This window comes from Kitasatospora fiedleri (genome assembly GCF_948472415.1).
In the GTDB taxonomy this organism is placed as follows: Bacteria; Actinomycetota; Actinomycetes; order Streptomycetales; family Streptomycetaceae; genus Kitasatospora; species Kitasatospora fiedleri.
The window spans coordinates 4,182,816-4,202,713 of sequence record NZ_OX419519.1 but is presented as its reverse complement, the minus strand read 5'-3'; the positions used below and the strand labels follow the sequence as shown (position 1 = coordinate 4,202,713).

The window sequence follows — 19,898 nt, the reverse complement described above, 5'->3', positions numbered from 1 at the left end:
GGGAGTGACGGGGTGTCAGAGCGCGGGTGCGGGGTGGACGGACAGCTGCCAGGCGGCTTCGGTGCCGGTGGCGGCGCAGCCGATCAGCAGTCCGGAGGAGGTGGTGCGCAGGACGATCTCCTGGGTGGGGCTCCCGCCCGCGGGGGCGAGGTGCAGCCAGTGGCCGCTGCCGAGCCGGACCGCCGCGGCGGCGGCCCAGACCTGCCGGAAGCCGGCGCTGTCCAGTTCCCGGCGGGTGCCGGCGGAGTCGATCACCACGGCGGTGTCGGCCGGGGTGTCGGGGGTGAGCCACAGGACGGTCTCCTCGTCCGCGCCGGGGGCGTGGACGTCGATCCGGACCGGCTCGGCGGACCGCTCGGGGGCGGTGACCTCCCAGCTGATCCGCTCCTGCGGGGCGGCCAGGCCGAGCGGGTGCTTCTGCTCCCAGTCGGCGGTCGGGACGCCCCAGCCGAGGCCGGTGGCGAGGCTGTGCCGGTGGTGCTCGCGGGTGACCCACGCCCCGGCGCTCCAGCGCGGGTTGCAGCCGAAGGGCCGGGTGCGGGGGGCGGGGCTGCGCAGCACCCTGGTGCCGTTCTCGGTCCAGCCGGTGATGCCGCCGGCCGTGGCCTGGACGGTCAGCTTCCGCCGGCCGTCCAGGGGTTCGGCGCCGGTGACCGGTCGGGTCGCGGCGGCCCGGGGGCCGGTGGCGAGCTCGGTGCGCAGGCGGGCGGTGCCGTCGGCGTCGGGCTCCAGGTGGCGTTCGACCAGGGTGGTGGTGATCAGCCGGACGGGGTGGCCGGCCGGGAGTGCCACCCGGGTGGCGCCGTCGGTCCAGGCGAGGGCGCTGCCGGCCGGGGCGGTGCGGGCGGCCGCGACCACCTCGGAGGTGTCGCGGACGCCGAGGCCGGTGCCGATCGGGTGCTCTTCGGCGGTGCCGTCGGGGCCGGTCAGGGTGAAGTCGCCCTGGCGCAGTCCGACGGTCTGGAAGATCCGGCCGGGCCGGGTGGTGTACGTGAACTCCTGGCGCAGCACCCCGTGGTGCAGGGTGAGGGTGCCGGTGACCAGGTTGCCGCCGGTGCGCTCGGTGACCCGGACGCCGTGTTCGACGGGCTCGATCTCCAGGTCGCGGGCCTGGCCCTCGCGCCAGCCGGCCGAGCGGTCGGCCTCGGCGCTGGGCCAGGTGGAGGCGAACACCGGCCCGTGGTGGCCCTCGGCGTGCACGGTGAGGGTGCCTTCGGCGGCGTCGAGCTCGGCGGTCAGGCCGTGGTCGCCGAAGCGGTGCGGCCGGCCGTCGCCCGGGGCCTTGACCTGGTAGGGCGGTTCGGCGATCCGCAGCGGCCGGGTGGTGCCGTCGGGGCCGGTGAGGGCCGCGTCGAGCATCAGGCCGCGGTCCACGTCGATGGTGGCGGCGAGCTTGAAGCCGCCGAGGGCCAGAGCGTAGGCGACGGTCCTGGTTCCGTCCACCACCCGTACGTCGGAGCGGAGTTCGCCGTCCCGGCCGTCGGTGACGTTGCCGAAGCTGCTGAGCTTGCCGAGTTCCGCCACGGCCTCGGGGTCGAGGTCGTGGAAGACGCTGCGCAGGATCAGCGGGATGTAGTTGTGCAGTTCGACGTTGCCGTCCTCGCCGGGGACGGTCTCGCCGACGGAGACGCAGCCGACCCGCCGGTAGAGCTTGAACGCGACGGTGTTGGCCGGGTTGACGGTGAGGCGCAGGACCAGGCAGCCGCAGCGCATCATCCACTCGACGGCCTCGGTGAACAGGCGTCCGGTGATGACGCCGTTGCGGTAGGCCGGGGCGACGAAGAACATGTCGGCGATCAGTTCGCCGGCCCGGGCCGAGCGCCGTCCGGTGCTGTGGAACAGCCCGAAGGTGCCCACCACCCGGCCGTCCTCGGCGGCGATCAGGAAGGTCGCGGTGTCGCGTTCGGCGAGTTCGCGCTCCAGTTCGGCGCCGGTGATCCCGCCCGCCACCGGGTTGGGGTTGTCGCGGTGCCGGTTGTACAGCTCGGCGATGTCGTGCGCGTCGCCCTCCTGGTAGGGGCGGATCGTGATGGACATGGCACACCTCCTTGTCTGTGCTGGTGCGGTGGGGCGGCGCCGGGTCAGCCCTTGCGCTCGGTGGTGACGATCAGCGAGCCGGCGGCGGCGAGTTCGGTGCCGACCGAGGCCCGGACCGAGACCGAGCGCAGGCCGCCGAGCTTCTGGCCGAGCTTGGCCTCCAGGGTGAGCTGGTCGCCGGGGACGACCAGCCGGGAGAACTTCATCGAGCTGATCGAGCCGAGGTAGCCGACGCTGGCCGACGGGTCGGCGGGCGCGTCCCCGGCGGCGGGGGCCGGGGCCTCCAGCAGTTCGGCGACGTAGACCACGGCGACCAGCTGGGCCATCGCCTCGACGATCATCACGCCGGGCATGATCGAGTGGTCGGGGTAGTGGCCGGCGAAGAACGGCTCGTTCACCGAGACGCTCTTGACGCCGCGTCCGGAGACGCCGGGGACCACGTCGTAGGCGCGGTCGATCATCAGCATCGGCCAGCGGTGCGGGAGCATCCGCTTGATGTCGTCGGAGGAGTAGGCGAAGGTCTTCGGCTTCTCCTTGCCCGGGGCGGCCGGCGCGGCGGCCCGGGCGGGGGCGGGTGCGGTGGCCACGGTCAGACCTCGCGGGCTTCGATGAAGTCGACCAGGGCGTTGATGGAGCCGAAGGCCTCGAAGTCGTCGTCACTGATCAGCACGTCGTACTCGTTGTTGATCATGACGACGATCTCCAGGGTGTCCAGCGAGTCCATCTCCAGGCCGCGGCCGAACAGCGGCTGGTTGTCGGAGACGACCTCGGCCTCGGCGTCCAGGCCCAGGCGGTCGATGATCATCGACTTGATCTTCAGGTTCTTCTCCAGGCGCTGCTCGGCCTGGGTGCGGACGTCCTCGAAGGTGGCGGTGGACATGGGGACTGCCTCTCTCTGTGGGTTGATGGAACGTCAGTTCGATTACGGAGGGCGGCGGCGGTCAGCTGTAGAGCATCCCGCCGTCGACCGTGAGCACCTTGGCGGTGATGTACGAGGCCGCCGGGCTGGCCAGGAAGACCGCCGCCTGCGCGACCTCCTCCGGGGTGCCCATCCGGCCCAGCGGGATCGCCGCCGCGGCCTCCTTCAGCTGGGCGCGCGGCACCTTCTTCACCATGTCGGTGTCGATGAAGCCCGGCGCGACCACGTTGACCCGGATGCTCTTCGGCGCGCCCTCGTAGGCCAGGGTCTTCGCCATCGCGATCACCCCGCCCTTGGAGGCGGCGTAGTTGGCCTGGCCGACCCGGCCGGCGATGCCGGAGGTGGAGGCGATGAAGACGATCGCCCCGCCGGAGGCGTACATCTGCTTGGTCGCCTCGCGGGCGGTCAGGAACGCCCCGGTCAGGTTGGTGGAGATCACCTCCTGCCACTTGGCGGCGCTCATCGCCGCGAAGTGCCCGTCGGCGGTGATGCCCGAGTTGAGGACCGCGACGTCCACCCCGCCCCAGGCGGTGCGGATCTCCTTGTACATCGCGGTGACCTGCGCCTCGTCCGAGACGTCGGCCCGCACCAGCAGCGCGCGGCGCCCCAGGCCCTCGATCTTCTCCGCCAGCTGCTCGGCCTTCCCGGCGCTGGAGCGGTAGTTGAGCGCGACGTCGCAGCCGTGCTCGGCCAGCTGGAGCGCGATGGCCGCGCCGATGCCGCGGGAGGCACCGGTGACGATCGCCCGGGTGCCCTCGGTGAACAGGCCGGTCATGCCGCGCTCCCGGTCAGGTTGGAGGTGACGGTGTGGGTGCCGGGGTCGAAGCCCCCGGCCTCGGTGCCGAGCCCGGCCTTCTCGGCGGCGGTCAGCACCGCCTCGGCGACGGCCAGGTCGAGCACCCCCAGCCCGAACGGGGAGAACACCACGGTGCGCGCGCCGGACGGGAGTTCGGCGGTGCCGTCGAGCAGCGCGCCGATCTCGGCGGTGACGAAGCGGCGGTGGCCGGCCTGCTGCTCGGCCTTGTGCAGCGAGGTCTGCTCGCGGATCGCGTGCTCGGCGTCGTCGACCACGTTGACCGCGCCGAGCACCGACTCGACCGACAGGTCGCGCAGCGACAGGTGCAGCACCACCTGCCCGTGCGGGCGCTGCGGGTGGTCGGCGAGGTCCAGCCAGTACGAGGAGTCGGTGGTGGCGATCGACACCGTGTCGGCGCCCAGCACCCGGCTCAGGCCGGCCGCCCGGAAGGTCAGGTGCGGGTACGCGGCGGCCAGTTCGGCGGCGAACACCTCGGCCCGCTCCGGGAAGGCGTCCTGGAGCAGGACGGTCTCCAGCTCCTCGTGCACCTGGTCGAGGAAGTGCACCACCCGCTGGTTGATGGTGCCGCAGCCGACCAGGCCGACCGTGCGGACCTCGCGCCCGGCGTTCAGCAGGCCGGAGGCGAGCGCCGCGCCGGCCGCGGTGCGCACCGCGGAGATCTGGCTGCCCTCCATCAGGGCGAGCGGGTAGCCGGACTCCAGGTCGTTCAGGATGCACAGCGAACTGGCGCGCTGCATCCCGCGCTTGACGTTCTCCGGGAAGGAGGAGATCCACTTCAGGCCCATCACCGGGGCCGGTCCGCCGAGGTAGGCGGGCAGCGCGATGATCCGCGAGTCGGAGCGGTGCAGCGGGCGCAGGAAGGTCGAGAAGGGGAGGTCGGACTTGCCCTGCCCGTGCAGCACGTAGGCGTTGCGGACCAGGTCGACGACGGTGGCGTCGAGGCCCGCCAGGGCGTTCCGGACGTCCTCCCGGCCGAGTATCCTCATGTCGTCCCTCTCTCTTGCTCGGTGGGCGGCAGGTACTGCCGGAGGTAGGTCTCGACCCACTGGTCGTCGTAGATGGTGTCGAGGTAGCGGTCGCCGCCGTCCGGGAGGACGGCCACGCAGGTGGCGCCGGGCTCGATCCAGGAGGCGGACTGCCCGATCGCGGCGATCACCGCGCCGGAGGAGCCGCCGGCCAGGATCGACTCCTGGCCCAGCAGGCTGCGGCAGCCCCGGATGCACTCCGAGTCGGTCACCTTGACCACCCGGTCGGCCAGGCCCGGCTTGAGCAGGGCGGGGACGACCGCGGCGCCGTGGCCGGGGATGGTGCGCTGGTGGGAGGACTCCCAGGGCTGCGGCGGCCCGAAGATCACGCTGCCGACGGCGTCCACCGCGACCACCCGGGTGGGCAGTTGCTGGTCGTGGATGTACTCGGCGCAGCCGCGCAGCGTGCCGGTGGTGCCGGCCGCCAGGAACAGGTAGTCGGGGGCGGCGGGCAGCGCGTCCACGATCTCGCGCATGGTGGTGCGGTGGGCCCGCGCGTTGTCCTCGTTGGCGTACTGGTTGGGCCACCAGGCGTCGGGGACGGTCTCCAGCAGGTGCCGGACCCGGGCGATCCGGGCCGGCAGGTACTCGCCGGTGGCGGGGTCGCGGTGCTCGACCACCTCCACCTTGGCGCCGTAGGCCCGCATGATGGCGAGGTTCTGCGGGGTGGTGCGCGGGTCGACCACGATGACCAGGCCGAGCCGGTGGAAGTTGCACAGCTGGGCGAGTGCGATGCCCAGGTTCCCGGAGGAGGACTCCACCACGGTGGAGACGCCGGGGACGATCCGTCCGGTGGCGATGGCCTGTTCGACCATCGACTTGGCGGCGCGGTCCTTGATGGAGCCGCCGGGGTTGAACCGCTCGCACTTGGCGTACACCTGGAAGCGGGCGGGCGGGAAGAGTCGGTCCAGCGCCACCAGCGGGGTTCCGCCGATCGTGGCGACGATGTCGGGGTCCGACGGCCGGTGCGGGCGGGCCCGCACCGTGGCGCCGTCGGGGACGAGCACGGTCATTGGGGCACCTCTCGGCTGATCTGGAGCCGCAGCTCACTGACGTAGCGCTCGCCGTCGGCGTCGGGCAGCCAGGACTCCTCGGTGGCCGGCAGCGGCTCGCTGACGGTCACCCCGGCGTCCGGGTCGGCCTGCAGCGCCCGGCGGACGAGGTTGGCGAAGGAGAGCACCAGCACGGGGCTGGTGAAGTCGACCAGGGAGGGCTTGGTCTCCTCGGGGAACTTGACGAAGGCCCGGTCGGGCAGCCCGCGGTCGGTCACCCAGCGGCGCACCGCCAGGTAGTCGCGGTGCCGGTCGGCCTTGGCGGGCAGGGCCAGGCCGGCCAGCGGCAGCCGCCAGGTCTCCCGGAACAGCACCAGGTCGTCCAGGGTGACCCGGGGGGCGTGCGGGCGGTCCAGGCCGATCTTGAAGGCGTCGCAGGCGATGATCGAGATGAGCGCGGCGAGCAGTTCGGACAGCGAGCGGGAGCGGCCGTCGGCGGTGGTCGCGGTGACGGTGCCGTCCTGTTCGGCCAGCGTGATGGAGACCGCGGGCTCGATCCGGTCGCGCCGGTCGAACGGGGCGCGGGTGAAGCCGATCAGCCGGTCGCCCTCGCCGATCGGGGCGGGGACCATCCGTCCGCTGTTGCGCTTCCAGCCGACCGGGAGCAGCGGCACCAGCCGTTCGGCGCCGATCGCCCGGTTGACCTTGTCGCGCACCGAGCCGCCGTCGGCCGTCCAGTCCAGGAAGGGCAGGTCGAGGGTGGCCAGGCAGGCGTGCATCTCGCCGAGCACCACCAGGTGCTCGCCGGCGTTGACGGCGTCCACCGAGCGGGCCACCACCTGGAGGTCCGGGCTGTGCACGGCCAGGTGCGGGGAGCGCACCGGCCCGGTGGCGAAGACCTGCCGCGCCCGGTCGGCGATCGCGTCGACCGCCAGGTCGATCCGGGTGGCGCCCTCGGGCGCCTCCCCGATCACCTCGCGCCACTTGAGCGCGAGCTCCCGGACGGCCTGCTGCACGGGGTGGTCGTGCTCGCCCCAGAACAGCGCCAGGGTCTGCGGCCAGACGTCGGCCAGCGTGACGGGGGCGCCGGCGGGCAGCCGGCCGGCGGCGGTGCGGACGAAGCCCGCGACCTCGGCCTCGACGAGTTCGGCGAGGCGGTTGCCGAACCAGTCGGCGGCGTCGGCGACCAGGGCGAGCGGGCGGGCGATGCCGTCCAGGAAGTCCCGGCCGAGCTCCATCCGGCAGTCCCGCAGCGCGTCCTGGTAGCTGAGGGTGCGGCCGGCGTACGCCTTGCCCTCCTCGCGGGAGGCGGCCTGGCCGGTCACCTCGACGAAGTGGGCGTCCAGCGCGTCCAGCGCCTCGACCAGCTGCTCGGCGGTCCGGGCCCGGTGCACGGCGTCCTTGAGCCGGGCGAGTTCGGTGAGCACCGCGTCGTAGCGGACGAACAGGGCGGGGTCGCCGATCGCCGCGACCCGGCGGCGCAGCACCTCCTCGGCCCGGACGTCGACCGGGATGTTGGCGTCCCAGCCGAGCACGCGCTGGCGCAGCAGCCGGCCCAGCGTCTTCTCGACCCGCGGGCGGGCGGTGGCGGCGTCCCAGCCGTGTTCGGCGACCAGCAGGTCGGTGATCTGCTCGGCGTTGCGGTCGCCGTCGGCGAGCCGCAGCACCTGGGCCTCCTCGGGGCGCAGCCGCAGCACCTTGCGGGTGGGGAGCACCAGCTGTTCGCCGTCCAGGTGGACGTCGGGGCGGAGCATCGGCGGGAACCACCAGCGGGCGCCGGGCTGTTCGGCCATCCGGTCGGCGATCGCGGCGACCGTCCAGCGTTCCAGCGCGGTGTGCGTGGCGGCGACCAGGCCGGGGCCGTTCTCGATCGTGACGGCGCGGTCGGTGCGGCCGACGCCGATCCAGGCGGCGGGGCCGAAGAAGCCGATGGTGTCGGCCTTGGCGCAGTAGCGCAGCCAGTACATGGCGAGGGTGCGTTCGCGCTGGCGGCGCTTGGTCTCCTTGCCGCCGGGGGCGGCCAGCGAGTCGAGGACGCGGAAGACGGTGCGGTTCTGCCAGGCGATGGCGAGGCGGAGCTTGGGGTCGGTGGCGAGGGCGGCGAGGGCGGCGCCCTCGTGGTCGGTGTCGGCGGTGTAGGCGGCGCGGAACTCGTCCTCGGTGGCGCGGCCGGCGGCGAGCGCGGCGGCGGCGGCCGGGGCGCGGGTGCCGCCGATCAGGTCGAGGCCGGAGACCGGGAAGCCGGCGTTGCGCAGCAGTCCGACGCCCCAGACCTTCCAGTCGGTGCCGGCCAGCGGGTGGCGCGGGCCGAAGTCCGCCCAGTCGGCGGCGGGGGCCTCGACGGCGGGCGCGGTCATCCGGCCACCTCCGCCAGCTCGCGGGCGGCGGCGGGGGTTTCGGTGAGGGCGGCGGCCAGTCGGCCGATCCCCTCGGCGATCTTCTTGCGGGGCACGTTGCTGAAGCACAGCCGCAGGCCGTCGGCGTGCTCGCCGTCGATCGAGAAGTGCCCGCCGGGGACGACCGAGACGCCGCGGTCGGCGGCGGCCCGCGCGTACGGTCCGGCGTCGGCCCGGTCGCGGTGGCGCAGCCACAGGTAGAAGCCGCCGGCGGGGCGCTGCCAGTGCCAGGGGCTGTCGGTGCCGAGTTCGGCGTCCAGTGCGTCGGCCATCAGGGCGCAGCGCTCGCGGTAGCCGTCCCGGTAGCGGTCGATCAGGTCGCTCCAGCCGGAGCGGGAGTAGTAGGCGGCCAGCGCGCCCTGGGCGAGCGCGGAGGGCGACAGCGAGATGATCTCGGCGACCCGGGCCAGGTCGTGCCGCAGGTGCGCGGGGGCGGCGATCCAGCCGGAGCGCAGGCCGGGCGCGAAGATCTTGGAGAACGTCCCGAGGTAGACCACCCGCTGCGGGTCGAGGGACTGGAACAGGGCGGTGGTGGTGCCGTCGAAGCCGAGCAGCCCGTACGGGTTGTCCTCGACCAGCAGCAGGTCGAGCTCGCGGCAGGCGGCGAGGACCTCGGCCCGGCGCGGGACGGCGAGGGTGGCGCCGGTGGGGTTCTGGAAGGTCGGGTTGGTGTAGAGCAGCCGGACGGTGTGCCCGGCGGCGCGCAGTTCGGCGACGTCGCGGCGCAGCCGCTGCGGGTCGATCCCGTCGGCGTCCTCGGCCGCGGCGTGCGGGCGCAGGCCGGCGGTGCGGAACGCGGCGGTGGCGCCGGGGTAGGCGGGGGTCTGCACCAGGATGGTGTCGCCGGGGGCGCCCAGGGCCAGCGCGACGGCGGTCAGGCCCATCTGCGAGCCGCTGGTGGGGATCAGGTTCTCCGCGTCGGCCCGGCCGTCCTCCCGGGCCATCAGGTCGGCGACGGCGGGGACGAGCGCCTTGGCGACGTGCGGGGTGGTGTACTGGAGGGCGAGCTTGCCGCCGAGCCGCACGAGCCGGGCGAGCTGGGCGGATATCTCCGCCAGCGGCAGGACGTCCAGGTCGGGCAGTCCGCCGGCCAGGGAGATCACGTCCGCGCCCCGCTCGAACAGCTTCGGCATCTCGGCCGGGGGTCTGGTGTCGGTCCACATGGCTGTTCGGTCCTCAGATCCCGGCCGGGGCGGCGGTGTTGGCGTGCACGTAGCGCAGCAGGCCGGCCGGGGAGGCGAGCGCCGGGTCGGCGAGGGCGTCGGGGTCGACCTCGAAGCCGAACTCCTCCTCGATCGCCATCAGCAGGGCGATGGTGTGCAGGGAGTCGACGCCCAGGTCCACCAGCGGGGTCTCGGAGTCGGTGACCTGCACCGAGCAGGTCCGTTCGACGAGCTGGTCAAACTGCGACTGGTTCATGGCTGCTCCTCGGGGATGCGGTGGTGGTCTGGGGGGCGGTGCTCGCGGCGATCGGCGGGACGGCGGCCGGCGCGTCGGCGGTGCTCGCGGCGCTCCCGGCGGCCTCGACCAGGCGCTTGGCGGCGGCCCGGTCGGGCTTGCCGTTGGCGGTCAGCGGGACGGCGGCGATCGGGACGACCTGGTCGGGCATCCGGCTGTGGTCGAGCCGCTCGGCCAGCAGCGCCCGGACCCGCTCCGGCGGGAGGGTGCCGTGCACGGCCAGCAGCAGCGGGGCGCCCTCGGGTTCGGGGCGCAGCGCGACGGCGGCGCTGACGCCGGGGATGCGCTCGGCGGCGTCCTCGACCTCGGTGAGGGCGATCCGCATGCCGCGGCGCTTGATGATGTCGTCGTCGCGGCCGACGAAGTACAGCCGGCCGTCCTCGTCGAGCCAGCCCTTGTCGCCGGTGCGCAGTTCCAGCGTGCCGTCGGGGCGGCGGACGAACCGGCTCTGCTCGTCCAGCGGGATGCCCCAGTAGCCGGCCATCACGGTGGGGCCGGAGACGGTGATCTCGCCGGTCTGCCGGGGGCCGAGCTCGGTGCCGTCGGCGGCCAGGATGCGGATGCGGTCGCCGGGGATGGCCGGGCCGACCGAGTCGGGGTGCTCGGCGTACTCCTCGGGGTCGAGGATGGAGATCCGCTTGCACTCGGTCATGCCGTACATCGAGGCGAACTCGGAGCCGGGGAACAGCTCCAGCAGTTCGGCGGTGACGGCCCGGCCGGGGCGGGCGCCGGTGTTGGTGAACAGCCGGACCCTGGTGGGCCGGTGGAGCTTGCCCTGGAGCAGGGTGAGGATCTGGGCCAGCGAGGGCACCAGCGGGACGACGGTGACGCCGGTGCGTTCGATCAGCCGCAGCAGGCCCATGTCCTCGCTGCGCCGGGCCAGGACCAGGGTGGCGCCGACCAGGGCGGACATCAGGGCCTGGTAGAGGCCGTAGTCGAAGGAGAGCGGCAGCCGGCAGAGCACCACGTCCTGCTCCTCGTAGCCGAGGCAGGCGTTGACGGCGTCGACGGCGGCGAGCATCTGGCGGTGCGGGCAGACCACGCCCTTGGGGCGGCCGGTGGTGCCGGAGGTGTAGATCAGCAGCGCCACCGCGTCCTCGTCGACCTCGGCCCGGTACGGGTCCGCGGGGGTGGCGAGCACCTGCTGCCAGGCCGGGCCGACCTCGACGGTGCGGGCGGCCCGGCGGCCGGCCGCCGGGCGGCAGACCGCGAGGGCGGCGCCGCTGTCGGCGACGATGTGGTCGACCTGGTGGTCGGTCAGTTCGGGGTGGACGGGGACGAAGACGGCGCCGGTGCGCAGGGTGGCCCAGAACAGGGCCAGGAAGGCCCGGTCGTTGCCTCCGGCGTACACCACCCGGTCGCCGGGGGCGATGCCCTGGCCGCGCAGCCAGCCGACGGCGCGTTCCACGGCGGTGCCCAGCTCCCGGTAGTCCAGGGTGCCCTGGGCGTCGATCACGGCGGGGTGGTCGGCCCGCTCGCTGAGCGGGTACTCGAGCAGGTCAGACACCGGCATGGGCGGACACTCCTCGGCCGGCGGGGGCGGTCAGCCGCTCCCGGGCCCGGGCGACGTCCCGGGCGGTGGTGACGGACAGGACGTCGAGCTCGGGGTGCTGGCGCTTGAGGATGCTCGCCAGTGTCTTGGCGGGCGGCAGCGACACCGTCAGTTCCGGTGCCACGGAGGCGAGTTGGAGCAGGCACAGGTCCCAGCGGACCGGGCTGACCACCTGCCGGACCAGCCGACGGCGGATCTCGTCCGGGTCGGTGACGGCCGCGCCGTCGGCGTTGCCGAGCAGCGGGTGGGACGGCCGGGCGAACGGCACCCGGGCGGCGGCCTCCTCGAAGGACTGCCGGGCCGACTCCATGTACGGGGTGTGGAAGGCGCCGGCGACGCTGAGCCGCTTGACGGTGGCGCCGGCCGGCGGGGCGGCGGCGAGCTGGTCGAGGGTGTCGGCCAGGCCGGCCGCGACGATCTGGCCGGGGCCGTTGAAGGTCGCCGCGTACAGGCCCAACTCTCCTATTCGATCCAGGACTTCGCTCTGCTCGCCGCCGACCACGGCGGCCATCGAGGTGGGCGCCTCGGTGCAGGCCACCGCCATCGCCCGGCCGCGGACCGCGGCCAGCCGGACCGCGTCGGCGGGGCTCAGCACCCCGGCGTACGCGGCGGCGGTGAGTTCGCCGACCGAGTGGCCGGCCGCCACCGCGGCGCCGTCCGGGACGGCGTCCCGGAGGGCGTGGTGGGCGAGCAGTCCGGCGGCCACCAGGAGCGGCTGGGTGTGCTCGGTGCGGGCGATCTCGGCGGCCGGGGCCTTGGTGCCGAGCTGGACGAGGTCGACGTCGGCGGCCTCGGACCAGGCCCGCACCCGCTCGGCGGTGGCCGGGTCGCGCAGCCAGGCGGCCAGCAGGCCCGGGGTCTGGGAGCCCTGGCCCGGCGCGATGAATGCGAACATGTGTTCTAACCCCCTTTCGGGTGGGGCCCGCGCCCGGGAGGCGGGCGCCGGATGCGTGGATGACGGAGCTGTGCGGTCCCGGCTACGGGCGGCCGGTGGACTTGCGGAAGCGGCGGATCGCCAGGAACGAGAACCCGGCGAACCAGGCCAGCAGGTTGAACACCGCGCCGGCCACGCTGGAGTGCTCCCCGTGGAAGGAGAAGCCGTCGTTCAGCGGGTACCGGGCCAGCGTCGCCACCCCGTACATCGGGGTGTAGCGGGAGACCTCCAGCATGGTGCCGCCGAGCGGGATGAACAGGTTGCCCAGGAAGGCCAGCGCGGTCATGGTCAGGCCCGGCATGTGCATCACCACGTCGGGCTTCATCGCCAGGCCCATCCCGATGCCGAGCGCGGCGAACACCGCCGACCCGACCCAGGCCACCAGCAGCGAGACCACCCACACGTTCGCGTCGGCGTGCGCCCCGGTCAGCGCGCCCAGCGCGCCCACGATGACGACCGGCACCCCGGCCATCAGCACCGAGCACAGCACCTTGACCAGCAGGTAGCCCGGCGGGGTGAGCGGGCTCATCGCGATGGTCCGCATCCAGCCGACCGACTTCTCCACCGAGATGGTGGCGGCGGAGCTGACCGCCGCGGTGGCCGCGCCGTACACCGCCTGGCCGATCATCATCCAGGCCGCGAAGTTGCCGTGCGGCAGGTCGGCCCCGCCGGACGGGGCGGTGCGGAACAGCGCCAGGTAGAGCACGGCGGGCAGCAGCACCGTGAAGATCGTGGTCTGGCGGTTGAAGCGGCGGCGCAGCTCGTAGCGGACGAAGGTCGGGTTGACCCCGTTGAAGACCGAGGTGCGGGGGGCGGCGGGCGCCGTGACGGCGGCCATCAGACGTTCTCCTTGGCGGTGGTGGCGGCGGTGGTAGTGGCGGCGCGGGCCTCGCGGGCCTCGCGGGCGTTCTCGGTGAGGGCCAGGAAGGCCTCCTCCAGGCTGCGCGGCGCCACCTCGACGTCCCGGGCCTGGGTCTCGCCGACCAGCACCCGCAGCAGGGCGTCCGAGTCGGTGCAGGTGAAGTAGGTGCGCTCGCCGCGCGAGGTGCTGGAGCGCACCCCGGGGGTCCGGGCCACCAGGGCGGCCTCGTACGGGCTGAGCACCGCCGAGACGGTCCGGCCGCTGATCGCCGAGCGGATCGAGGAGGCGGAGCCGTCGGCCACCACCGCGCCCTTGTCGATCATCACCACCCGGTCGGCGAACTGGTCCGCCTCCTCCATGTAGTGGGTGGCGAACATGACCGTCATGCCGCGCGCCGCGTCCTCCCGGACGGCCGCCCAGAAGTTCCGCCGGGCCACCACGTCCATGCCGGCCGTCGGCTCGTCCAGCACCAGGAAGTCCGGCCGGGACAGCAGCGCCAGCGCGAAGCGCAGCCGCTGCTGCTCACCGCCCGAGCAGGCCGCCACCCGGCGGGCGCGCAGCTCGGTGATGTCGGCCCGGGCCATGCAGCGCTCCGGGTCCGAGCCCGGGTGCAGCGAGGCCAGCATGTGCACGGTCGCCTCGACGGTCAGGTCCGGCAGCAGCCCACCGGACTGGAGCACCGCCGCCACCCGGCCGGCCCGGACGGCCTGCTCCGGGTCGGTGCCGAACAGCCGCACCTCTCCCTCGTCCGGGCGGGTCAGCCCGAGCAGCATGTCGATCGAGGTGGTCTTGCCGGCACCGTTCGGGCCGAGGAACGCCACCACCTCGCCGCGCCGAATCCGCAGATCCAGCCCGTTCACCGCGGTGAACACCTCGCCCTTGGCATTGCTGAACCGCTTGACGACGCCGGTCAGTTCAGCGGCCAGGGGATCGGACGCCGTCCCCCTCGACGTCGTTCGGTTCTGGTAATCGATCATCATCCGGGTCCTCACGGTTCGGCGGAGGTTCGCCTCCTGGTGAGCACCACTCTCCCGGCCGCCCCTATCCCCCCGAACCGACCGGCCTATCGGCCCCCTATCCCCTCCCGCACCCGCCCGAACACCCACCCCACCCGCCCCGCGAGCGGTCAGGGCACCGCACGCGTCTCGGGTCAGAGGTTGCCGAACTCGCCTGCCACGACGGCGTCCCAGCTCGCGGGCGCGAAGCGCAGGCGCGGGCCGTCGGGGCGTGGGCCCGCGTGGGCGCCTATCGCGTGCGCGCGAAGAAGGGCGTACGGCCACAGACCCGTCGCCGGTCGACCGCTGCAAGACCGGGAGCGGGCACTACTTGATCAGCGACGGCGACGGCATCCCGCTGGTCGCCGGCCGGACCGGCCACCCCCGTGAACGTTTCGACGCCCTGCGCGACGACGAGTGCTCCGACAACGGACCTCAACCGCCGAAAACCGCGCAACCGCCGTACCCTGCCGGCCACTTCCCGCCGGGTCGGGCCCGACATCATCGGCCCCGGCAAGCTCCGCCACGCCGTCGAGCGGGCCTTCGCCCGAGTCCACCAGCTCAAGCGCCTCGTCAAGCCCGATGCCCTCGCCTCGGCTCACGAACCGCTCGCTGACATCGAAGCACCAGTCGGCCCGCCAGTTCTCCGCCCTGAGTTCTCCGTCCTGTTCAACCGCCGTGCTGCTGCCTTCCCAGGACTCGTCCGGCAAGTGCGGTGACTCGCCACGGGGTCGCCGTCATCGCACACACCGCAATCAGCGTGCTTGCTCCGGCCAGTGCCCAGCACGGCCAACTTGCCGCTTCCTGCTGGGTCCAGTCCCACCAGCGATCGTCGCCGTTCCCGTCCTCGGCCAGGTAGGTCAGTGGAAACAGGGTGATGACTGGCAGGATCCAGGACAGCAACCACCCGAAGAGCCGACCCGACAGCACGGCCAGGCCGGCCCAGATCACAGCGGCGCGGGAAAGGACCACGGCCACTTCCGGGGTGGAAACGAACAGCTCCGTGACGCCGGTGAGCACGACCGCGAGTGTCGCCACCAGACCGGTGTAAAGCAGTTCGGAACGCCTCAGCCAGTGCGATCCGGCCGTGTCCATGTCCGCCATGGCGCTGTGGCGACTGCTGAGCGCGATAACGACCGATGTCAGCGGGATGTAGCTGCGGAGCGGGATGGAGACCGTCCCGCTGGGGCCGCTGGACGGAAGCACCGCTACCAGGGACCCCACCACCACGCTGGTGGTGCAGGTGGCGAGGAGACCCAGGCAGAGCACCTCGACACGATGCAGTCGCAGATACCGCCAGATCATGTCGAAACGCTCAACCACAGTCGGTGCTCCGAACGGTGGAAAGGCGGTCACGGACCCACGCCGTCTGCACGGACTCCGGTTGTGTGGCGACCGCAGCAACTGCGGCCCGGTCCACTCCCGGGGGACCACCATGGACGTTCGCCGGCTGGCCGCCTCCTGTCATGCGGACGTCGAGCCAGGTCGCGAGTTCGAACGCGGCGGTGAAGTACTTCTGCGCCGCAGCCGGGGCCGTGGGCTGACAGCCGGCCGGAAGAGTCGCCGTGATGATGCTGATCGAAATGCTTTCGGCCGCTTCCCACATCGATATCTGCTGCCCGCAGATCTCCAGGGTTCCTTCCGCAGGGGGAGCAATGGTCGCGAGCGTGCGGAGCAGTGTTGTCTTGCCCGCCCCGTTCGGACCCAGCAGGCCGAGGACTCCAGCGTTGACCTGGAGGTCCATCCCCGCCAGCACCCTCTTCCGGCCATATCCCTGGCCCAGCCCGGACGCCTTCACTACGACCTGCACGTTTCGCCTCTCATCGGTCCAAGCCGGGTGCCGGCGTCGACGGGACGCCGGCACCCGGCCATGGGTGGCATGGAAGGTATGCCACGGTCACTCAGAACGTTGCCGGAAATCAGCCGAGGTAGGAGATCTCGGAGTAGTCGATCTTCCAGGTGCAGTTCAGCTGGCCCAGTTGGCGGCCGTGGAGCCCTGCGAGATGCTGAGGTACGCGTACTTGTCGGCCTCGACGTTGCAGGCGGCGAAGTTCTGGAAGGTGCCACCCAGGGTGACGTTGAAGCAGTGCGCGTTGGTTCCCGTGTTGCCCCACGTGGAGTAGCATCCGAGCACATTGTTGCTCGTGCCGGACGACGCCTGCGCGGTCGGCATGAAGCCAATAAACGCGAGCGCCGAAACGCCCACGACGGCAGCCGCCTTGGGCGCGACGGAACGGACTCGAGTTATGGGGTTGCTGAGCTTCGCCATGTGTTTCTTCCTTTTCCCTTAGGAGCGTGGCGAGGACGGGGCTCCGACGTTCCAGCGTCGGAGCCCCGATCTGTCTACGGCCGCGCCAGGCATGGCCTGACTGGCTGCGCGACTGATCCTCCAGGGTTGGCGGTCGCAGCACAAAGACCGAATGTTCACAAGGCCATGACCAATCGATTACAGAAGGTTACTCGCCGTGGGCAACTCTGTCCGTATTTGCTCGGGCAAACCAAGGCGCACTCGACGTGAGCAAACTGGCAGGACGCCATTCGTCTACACACAGAGTGAGCTTCCTGCGGCGAAAATGGTGGAAAACTGTCGTTGAGACCGCTGAATCAAGCCACCCCGCGCGCTGGGCCTCGTCCTGCGGCTGGGTGCCCCGCCCCTGCGCCAGCACTCGTGTTCCGCACTGGGTCGGGATATTCTCCTCGATGAGTCGGCAGGTCACGGGGATGATCATCGTGATGCGGCCCATGGCTCCGCAGACATCACGGGCCCGAAGAGCTCCTAACACGATCACTGAGCCTTTTCAGCGTTGAAGCTCAAGGGTGAGGACGGCCTTGGCTGCTGACGTCAGCCAGTTCGGGCTGCATCGTGCGTGCTGGAAGATTCGCCAGCGTTTGACTGTGGCTACGCCGCGCTCGACTGGGTGGCGGAGCCGGGCGTGAGCCCGGTTCAACGATCGCTGCCGGGGGCTGAGTTCCTTGCGGGCGGGGCGTCTGGCCGGTATGGCGAAGGTGCCGCCGGCGCCGGTGTACGCCATGTCGGCCAGGGCCGGGATGCGGAGTCGGATGCAGGTCTTCACGATGCGGTGGGTGCGGGCTGCGGTGAGGTCGTGGGTGCGGCCGGGCAGGGCGCGGGAGATCCACACGAGCTTGCCTGTCGGGCCGGTGATGACCTGGTGGTTCACGCCGTGGCGTCGGTGCTTGCCGGAGTAGTCGGCGCGGCCGTCGCCGACGCGGTCGCACTCGGCAAGGGTTCCGTCGACCAGGACGTACTCCGCACCGGCGTCGCGCAGGGCCCGGGTCAGACCGGGCGCCTTCCGGGCCAGCAGGTCGGTGACCTGGTGGACATAGGCGTGGGTGGTACCGACGCTGATCCGAAAGCCGGCCGCAATCTGCGCAAGTGTGTCGTGCTTGCGCAGGTAGACCAGTGCGACCAGGGCGCGTTGGGAGGGACGGAGTTTGCAGCGGCGGTCACCCTCGCGGGTGACGATGAGCATGGTGACCCACTCGACGAGGGCGTGCGGCAGGTCCAGTGCGGCAGGATAGGTGACCAACGAGGCTTCCTGGCTGGTTGCTTGAGACGTGAGACATCTCGATCAACCGTCTGGGAGCCTCGTTCGTTCTGCTCTCGTTCCCACCGCTGGACCGTCACCCGATCGGTGGCCGCCCTGAAAAGGCTCATTCACAGTGGCGGGGATTCGCCTTTGGTGGCACCTGCGGCATCGGCATGCGGGGGCAGAGGGGCGGATGCTTGCCGGCCGACCTGGGCAAGATCTGGCGTCGGCCACGGCGTGCGACTCGATCACGTCCAGCCGCGGCCAGCCATGGCTTCGCACCGCTACGGAAAGGCAGGCGCTGGATCGGGCGCCGCCGGGAATGCATGCTATTGAGGTGGAGAAAGGATTCGAACCTCCGTGCGCGGCTCTGCAAGCCGCTGCCTCGCCTCTCGGCCACTCCACCGGGCCTGACGGAATAATCATTGCACGTTTGCATTTCCACAGCGGATCGTGCGGCCCGATTTCCCCCGGAGAGAGTATTAGGTGGATCAAATGAATAGGGGCGTCAATTGTGGCGGGCCCGGCTCCGGAGCGGAAAGCGCTAATCTGGTTCGATAAATTCCGACCGATGGGACGTCAGCTATGACCACCGAGGAGCACCGAACCGCGCCGCCCGGGGAGTCGGCGGTCCGCGTGGAGGAACGCTGTCAGTACAAGAGCCTCCCGTTGCGCGACTTTCCCCCGCTGGGAGCGGTGCGGCGGTTGCGGATCGCCCATGAGCAGCGGCGGCAGGACCGGGGCGACGTCCCGGCTCCGGGGCGGCCCTCCCGGTACCGGGAGGGGGACTGGGTCCGTGTCAAGGAGGCATCGGAGATCCGGGCCACCTTGGACGCGAAGGACTGCCACCGCGGCCTGTGGTTCACCGGCAGCCAGTGGTCGTTCTGCGGCGGCATGTACCAGGTGGAACGGGTGGTGCGGCGGATGGTCGACGACCACTACCGGATCCGGCGGCTGTCTGGCACCGTCGCCCTCGCGGGGGCCACCTGCCACGGCGCTGACGGCGCCCAGGGGTGCGGGCTGGACTGCTCCCTGCTCTTCCGGGACGAGTGGGTGGAGCCCGCCGCCGCGCCGACTCCGGCCCCGGCCGACCGGTCGGCGGCTCTGCGGGCCACTGTCCGCAGCCTGGCCGAGATCCGGGCGACCCTGGACGGACGCGGCCGGCTGCACGGCGTTCCCTTCCAGCCCGGCATGGAGCGGCATGTCGGAGAAGATTTCGCCGCTCACGAAGTGAGCCACCGTTCGCTGGCGTGGTGGCAGCGCCCGGTGGGGGGCCGCTGGTTCACCCTCACCGGGTTGCGCTGCGACGGCGGGCCCATGGCCGCGATCGGCTGTGACCGGCAGTGCGCCCTGCTGTGGCACGAGTCCTGGCTCCGCCTGTCCGGTTCCCCGCAGCGGTGACCCGCCCCGCCCACTGGGAACGGCCTCAAGGCCGTTCCCAGTGGGCGGGGTTTTCGGTGCACCGCCCGCGCAGGCCGCCCGTCAGCTCCGCCAGCGGTGCAGACCTCGCTTGACGGCCAGGCGGACCGCCCCGTCCCGCTGGCCCACGTAGCAGCGCGGCAGGGTGAGCCAGTCGTCGCCGCCGCGGCCGGTAGCGCACGCGTAGCCGTAGCCTGCTTCTCCCACCGCCTCCGCCGCCGCCCGGTCGTACGACCCGTACGGATAGCAGAAGCCCGCGACCTCATCCCCTGTCACGTCCTCCAGAGCGGCCCGGCTGTCGGCGACCTGCGCCACCAGCTCCCGCCGGCCGAGACCGGCCAGCCGGCAGTGGGTCAGGCCGTGGCAGCCGATCTCCAGGCCCGCCGCGGCGACCTCCCGGACCTGACGGGGGGACATCAGCGCTTTGCGGGGTCCTTCACGATCCCAGTCGTTGTGGCCGCCGAGCTTGCCCGCCACCACGTACACCGTTGCGGTGAAGCCGTACTCCTCCAGCACGGGAACCGCCTGCTCCACGAAGTCCCGGTAGCCGTCGTCGAAGCTGAGCCCCACCAAGCCCCGAGCCCGCCCGAGGGCGTGGGCGCGCATCAGCGCGCCGACCCCTACCCCCCGCAGGCCACGCGCCGCGAGCCAGCGGATCTGCTGACGAAACCGCCATGGGCTCACAGTGATCAGGTAGGGGTCGTCCTCGTCCCGCGCCACGGAGTGGTACATCAACGTCCACGGGAAAGGACCGCTGCCCACCGGCTCCAACGCGCCGCTGGAGAAACCCTCGTCGACCTTTTCCATGACTGCTCCCGCTGTCGCTCTTCCGGCGGCCGGTGATGGAGAACGCAGTCTGGCAGTCCCCCCGGCACTTTCCGAGCAGTCGACCCAATTCCAGGCAATTCTTCACCCGAACGCGAACAGTCCCGCCCCATGCGCGG

The 19,898-nt window shown here is 72.2% G+C and carries 19 protein-coding genes and 1 tRNA gene; 1 reads left to right on the top strand and 19 read right to left on the bottom strand.

Features of this window, described 5'->3' with window-relative positions; genetic code table 11:
* Nucleotides 1-15 precede the first annotated feature (15 nt).
* From QMQ26_RS19500 to QMQ26_RS19415, 18 genes are all read right to left on the bottom strand, one after another.
* On the bottom strand, nt 16-2,037 hold the full coding sequence (locus QMQ26_RS19500) for a GNAT family N-acetyltransferase (RefSeq protein WP_282202150.1): 2,022 nt from the start codon (nt 2,035-2,037) through the stop codon (nt 16-18).
* 44 nt (nt 2,038-2,081) lie between these two features.
* Nucleotides 2,082-2,624 (bottom strand): 3-hydroxyacyl-ACP dehydratase FabZ, encoded by a 543-nt coding sequence (gene fabZ / locus QMQ26_RS19495; protein WP_233533710.1) that lies wholly within the window; start codon nt 2,622-2,624, stop codon nt 2,082-2,084.
* A gap of 2 nt (nt 2,625-2,626) precedes the next feature.
* A complete protein-coding gene (locus QMQ26_RS19490) occupies nt 2,627-2,917 on the bottom strand; it encodes an acyl carrier protein (protein WP_035864774.1) in 291 nt (96 codons plus the stop codon).
* Between the two features lie 61 nt (nt 2,918-2,978).
* Nucleotides 2,979-3,731: a 3-oxoacyl-ACP reductase FabG gene (fabG, locus tag QMQ26_RS19485; RefSeq protein ID WP_100836931.1), complete on the bottom strand. Its 753-nt coding sequence runs from the start codon at nt 3,729-3,731 to the stop codon at nt 2,979-2,981.
* Nucleotides 3,728-4,759 carry a 2,3-diaminopropionate biosynthesis protein SbnB gene (gene sbnB, locus QMQ26_RS19480; protein WP_282202149.1) on the bottom strand — a complete coding sequence of 344 codons (1,032 nt, stop codon included), beginning with the start codon at nt 4,757-4,759 and terminating at the stop codon, nt 3,728-3,730. The genes fabG and sbnB overlap by 4 nt, the downstream gene beginning before the upstream one ends.
* Nucleotides 4,756-5,811 carry a 2,3-diaminopropionate biosynthesis protein SbnA gene (gene sbnA / locus QMQ26_RS19475; protein WP_282202148.1) on the bottom strand — a complete coding sequence of 352 codons (1,056 nt, stop codon included), beginning with the start codon at nt 5,809-5,811 and terminating at the stop codon, nt 4,756-4,758. Before sbnA ends, sbnB begins: the two co-directional genes overlap by 4 nt.
* A complete protein-coding gene (locus QMQ26_RS19470; protein WP_282202147.1) occupies nt 5,808-8,147 on the bottom strand; it encodes a lantibiotic dehydratase in 2,340 nt (779 codons plus the stop codon). The genes sbnA and QMQ26_RS19470 overlap by 4 nt, the downstream gene beginning before the upstream one ends.
* The gene (locus QMQ26_RS19465) at nt 8,144-9,349 is read right to left on the bottom strand and encodes an aminotransferase-like domain-containing protein (protein WP_282202146.1); all 1,206 of its coding nucleotides are present in this window, start codon (nt 9,347-9,349) and stop codon (nt 8,144-8,146) included. Before QMQ26_RS19465 ends, QMQ26_RS19470 begins: the two co-directional genes overlap by 4 nt.
* A gap of 13 nt (nt 9,350-9,362) precedes the next feature.
* Nucleotides 9,363-9,605 (bottom strand): acyl carrier protein, encoded by a 243-nt coding sequence (locus QMQ26_RS19460; RefSeq protein ID WP_100836936.1) that lies wholly within the window; start codon nt 9,603-9,605, stop codon nt 9,363-9,365.
* Nucleotides 9,586-11,157 carry a class I adenylate-forming enzyme family protein gene (locus QMQ26_RS19455; protein WP_282202145.1) on the bottom strand — a complete coding sequence of 524 codons (1,572 nt, stop codon included), beginning with the start codon at nt 11,155-11,157 and terminating at the stop codon, nt 9,586-9,588. The genes QMQ26_RS19460 and QMQ26_RS19455 overlap by 20 nt, the downstream gene beginning before the upstream one ends.
* The gene (locus QMQ26_RS19450) at nt 11,144-12,091 is read right to left on the bottom strand and encodes an ACP S-malonyltransferase (RefSeq protein ID WP_282202144.1); all 948 of its coding nucleotides are present in this window, start codon (nt 12,089-12,091) and stop codon (nt 11,144-11,146) included. Before QMQ26_RS19450 ends, QMQ26_RS19455 begins: the two co-directional genes overlap by 14 nt.
* 82 nt (nt 12,092-12,173) lie before the next feature.
* Nucleotides 12,174-12,968: an ABC transporter permease gene (locus tag QMQ26_RS19445; protein ID WP_282202143.1), complete on the bottom strand. Its 795-nt coding sequence runs from the start codon at nt 12,966-12,968 to the stop codon at nt 12,174-12,176.
* A complete protein-coding gene (locus tag QMQ26_RS19440) occupies nt 12,968-13,969 on the bottom strand; it encodes an ABC transporter ATP-binding protein (protein ID WP_282202142.1) in 1,002 nt (333 codons plus the stop codon). Before QMQ26_RS19440 ends, QMQ26_RS19445 begins: the two co-directional genes overlap by 1 nt.
* A 687-nt stretch (nt 13,970-14,656) precedes the next feature.
* Nucleotides 14,657-15,310, bottom strand: a complete 654-nt coding sequence (locus QMQ26_RS19435; RefSeq protein WP_282202141.1) for a hypothetical protein — start codon at nt 15,308-15,310, stop codon at nt 14,657-14,659.
* Complete coding sequence (locus tag QMQ26_RS19430) at nt 15,303-15,731, bottom strand: ATP-binding cassette domain-containing protein (protein ID WP_282202140.1); 429 nt, start codon at nt 15,729-15,731, stop codon at nt 15,303-15,305. Before QMQ26_RS19430 ends, QMQ26_RS19435 begins: the two co-directional genes overlap by 8 nt.
* 222 nt (nt 15,732-15,953) lie before the next feature.
* Nucleotides 15,954-16,256 carry a hypothetical protein gene (locus tag QMQ26_RS19425; protein WP_282202139.1) on the bottom strand — a complete coding sequence of 101 codons (303 nt, stop codon included), beginning with the start codon at nt 16,254-16,256 and terminating at the stop codon, nt 15,954-15,956.
* A gap of 529 nt (nt 16,257-16,785) precedes the next feature.
* Nucleotides 16,786-17,535: a transposase gene (locus QMQ26_RS19420; RefSeq protein WP_282202138.1), complete on the bottom strand. Its 750-nt coding sequence runs from the start codon at nt 17,533-17,535 to the stop codon at nt 16,786-16,788.
* 335 nt (nt 17,536-17,870) lie between these two features.
* Nucleotides 17,871-17,941 (bottom strand) — tRNA-Cys (locus tag QMQ26_RS19415).
* Between the two features lie 299 nt (nt 17,942-18,240).
* Between QMQ26_RS19415 and QMQ26_RS19410 the strand changes: the two genes are divergently transcribed.
* On the top strand, nt 18,241-18,936 hold the full coding sequence (locus QMQ26_RS19410) for a hypothetical protein (RefSeq protein ID WP_282202137.1): 696 nt from the start codon (nt 18,241-18,243) through the stop codon (nt 18,934-18,936).
* Nucleotides 18,937-19,017: 81 nt separating this feature from the next.
* Here QMQ26_RS19410 and QMQ26_RS19405 read toward each other — a convergent pair whose 3' ends face one another.
* Nucleotides 19,018-19,761, bottom strand: coding sequence for a polysaccharide deacetylase family protein (locus QMQ26_RS19405; protein ID WP_282202136.1), 744 nt, complete (start codon nt 19,759-19,761; stop codon nt 19,018-19,020).
* Nucleotides 19,762-19,898 lie beyond the last annotated feature (137 nt).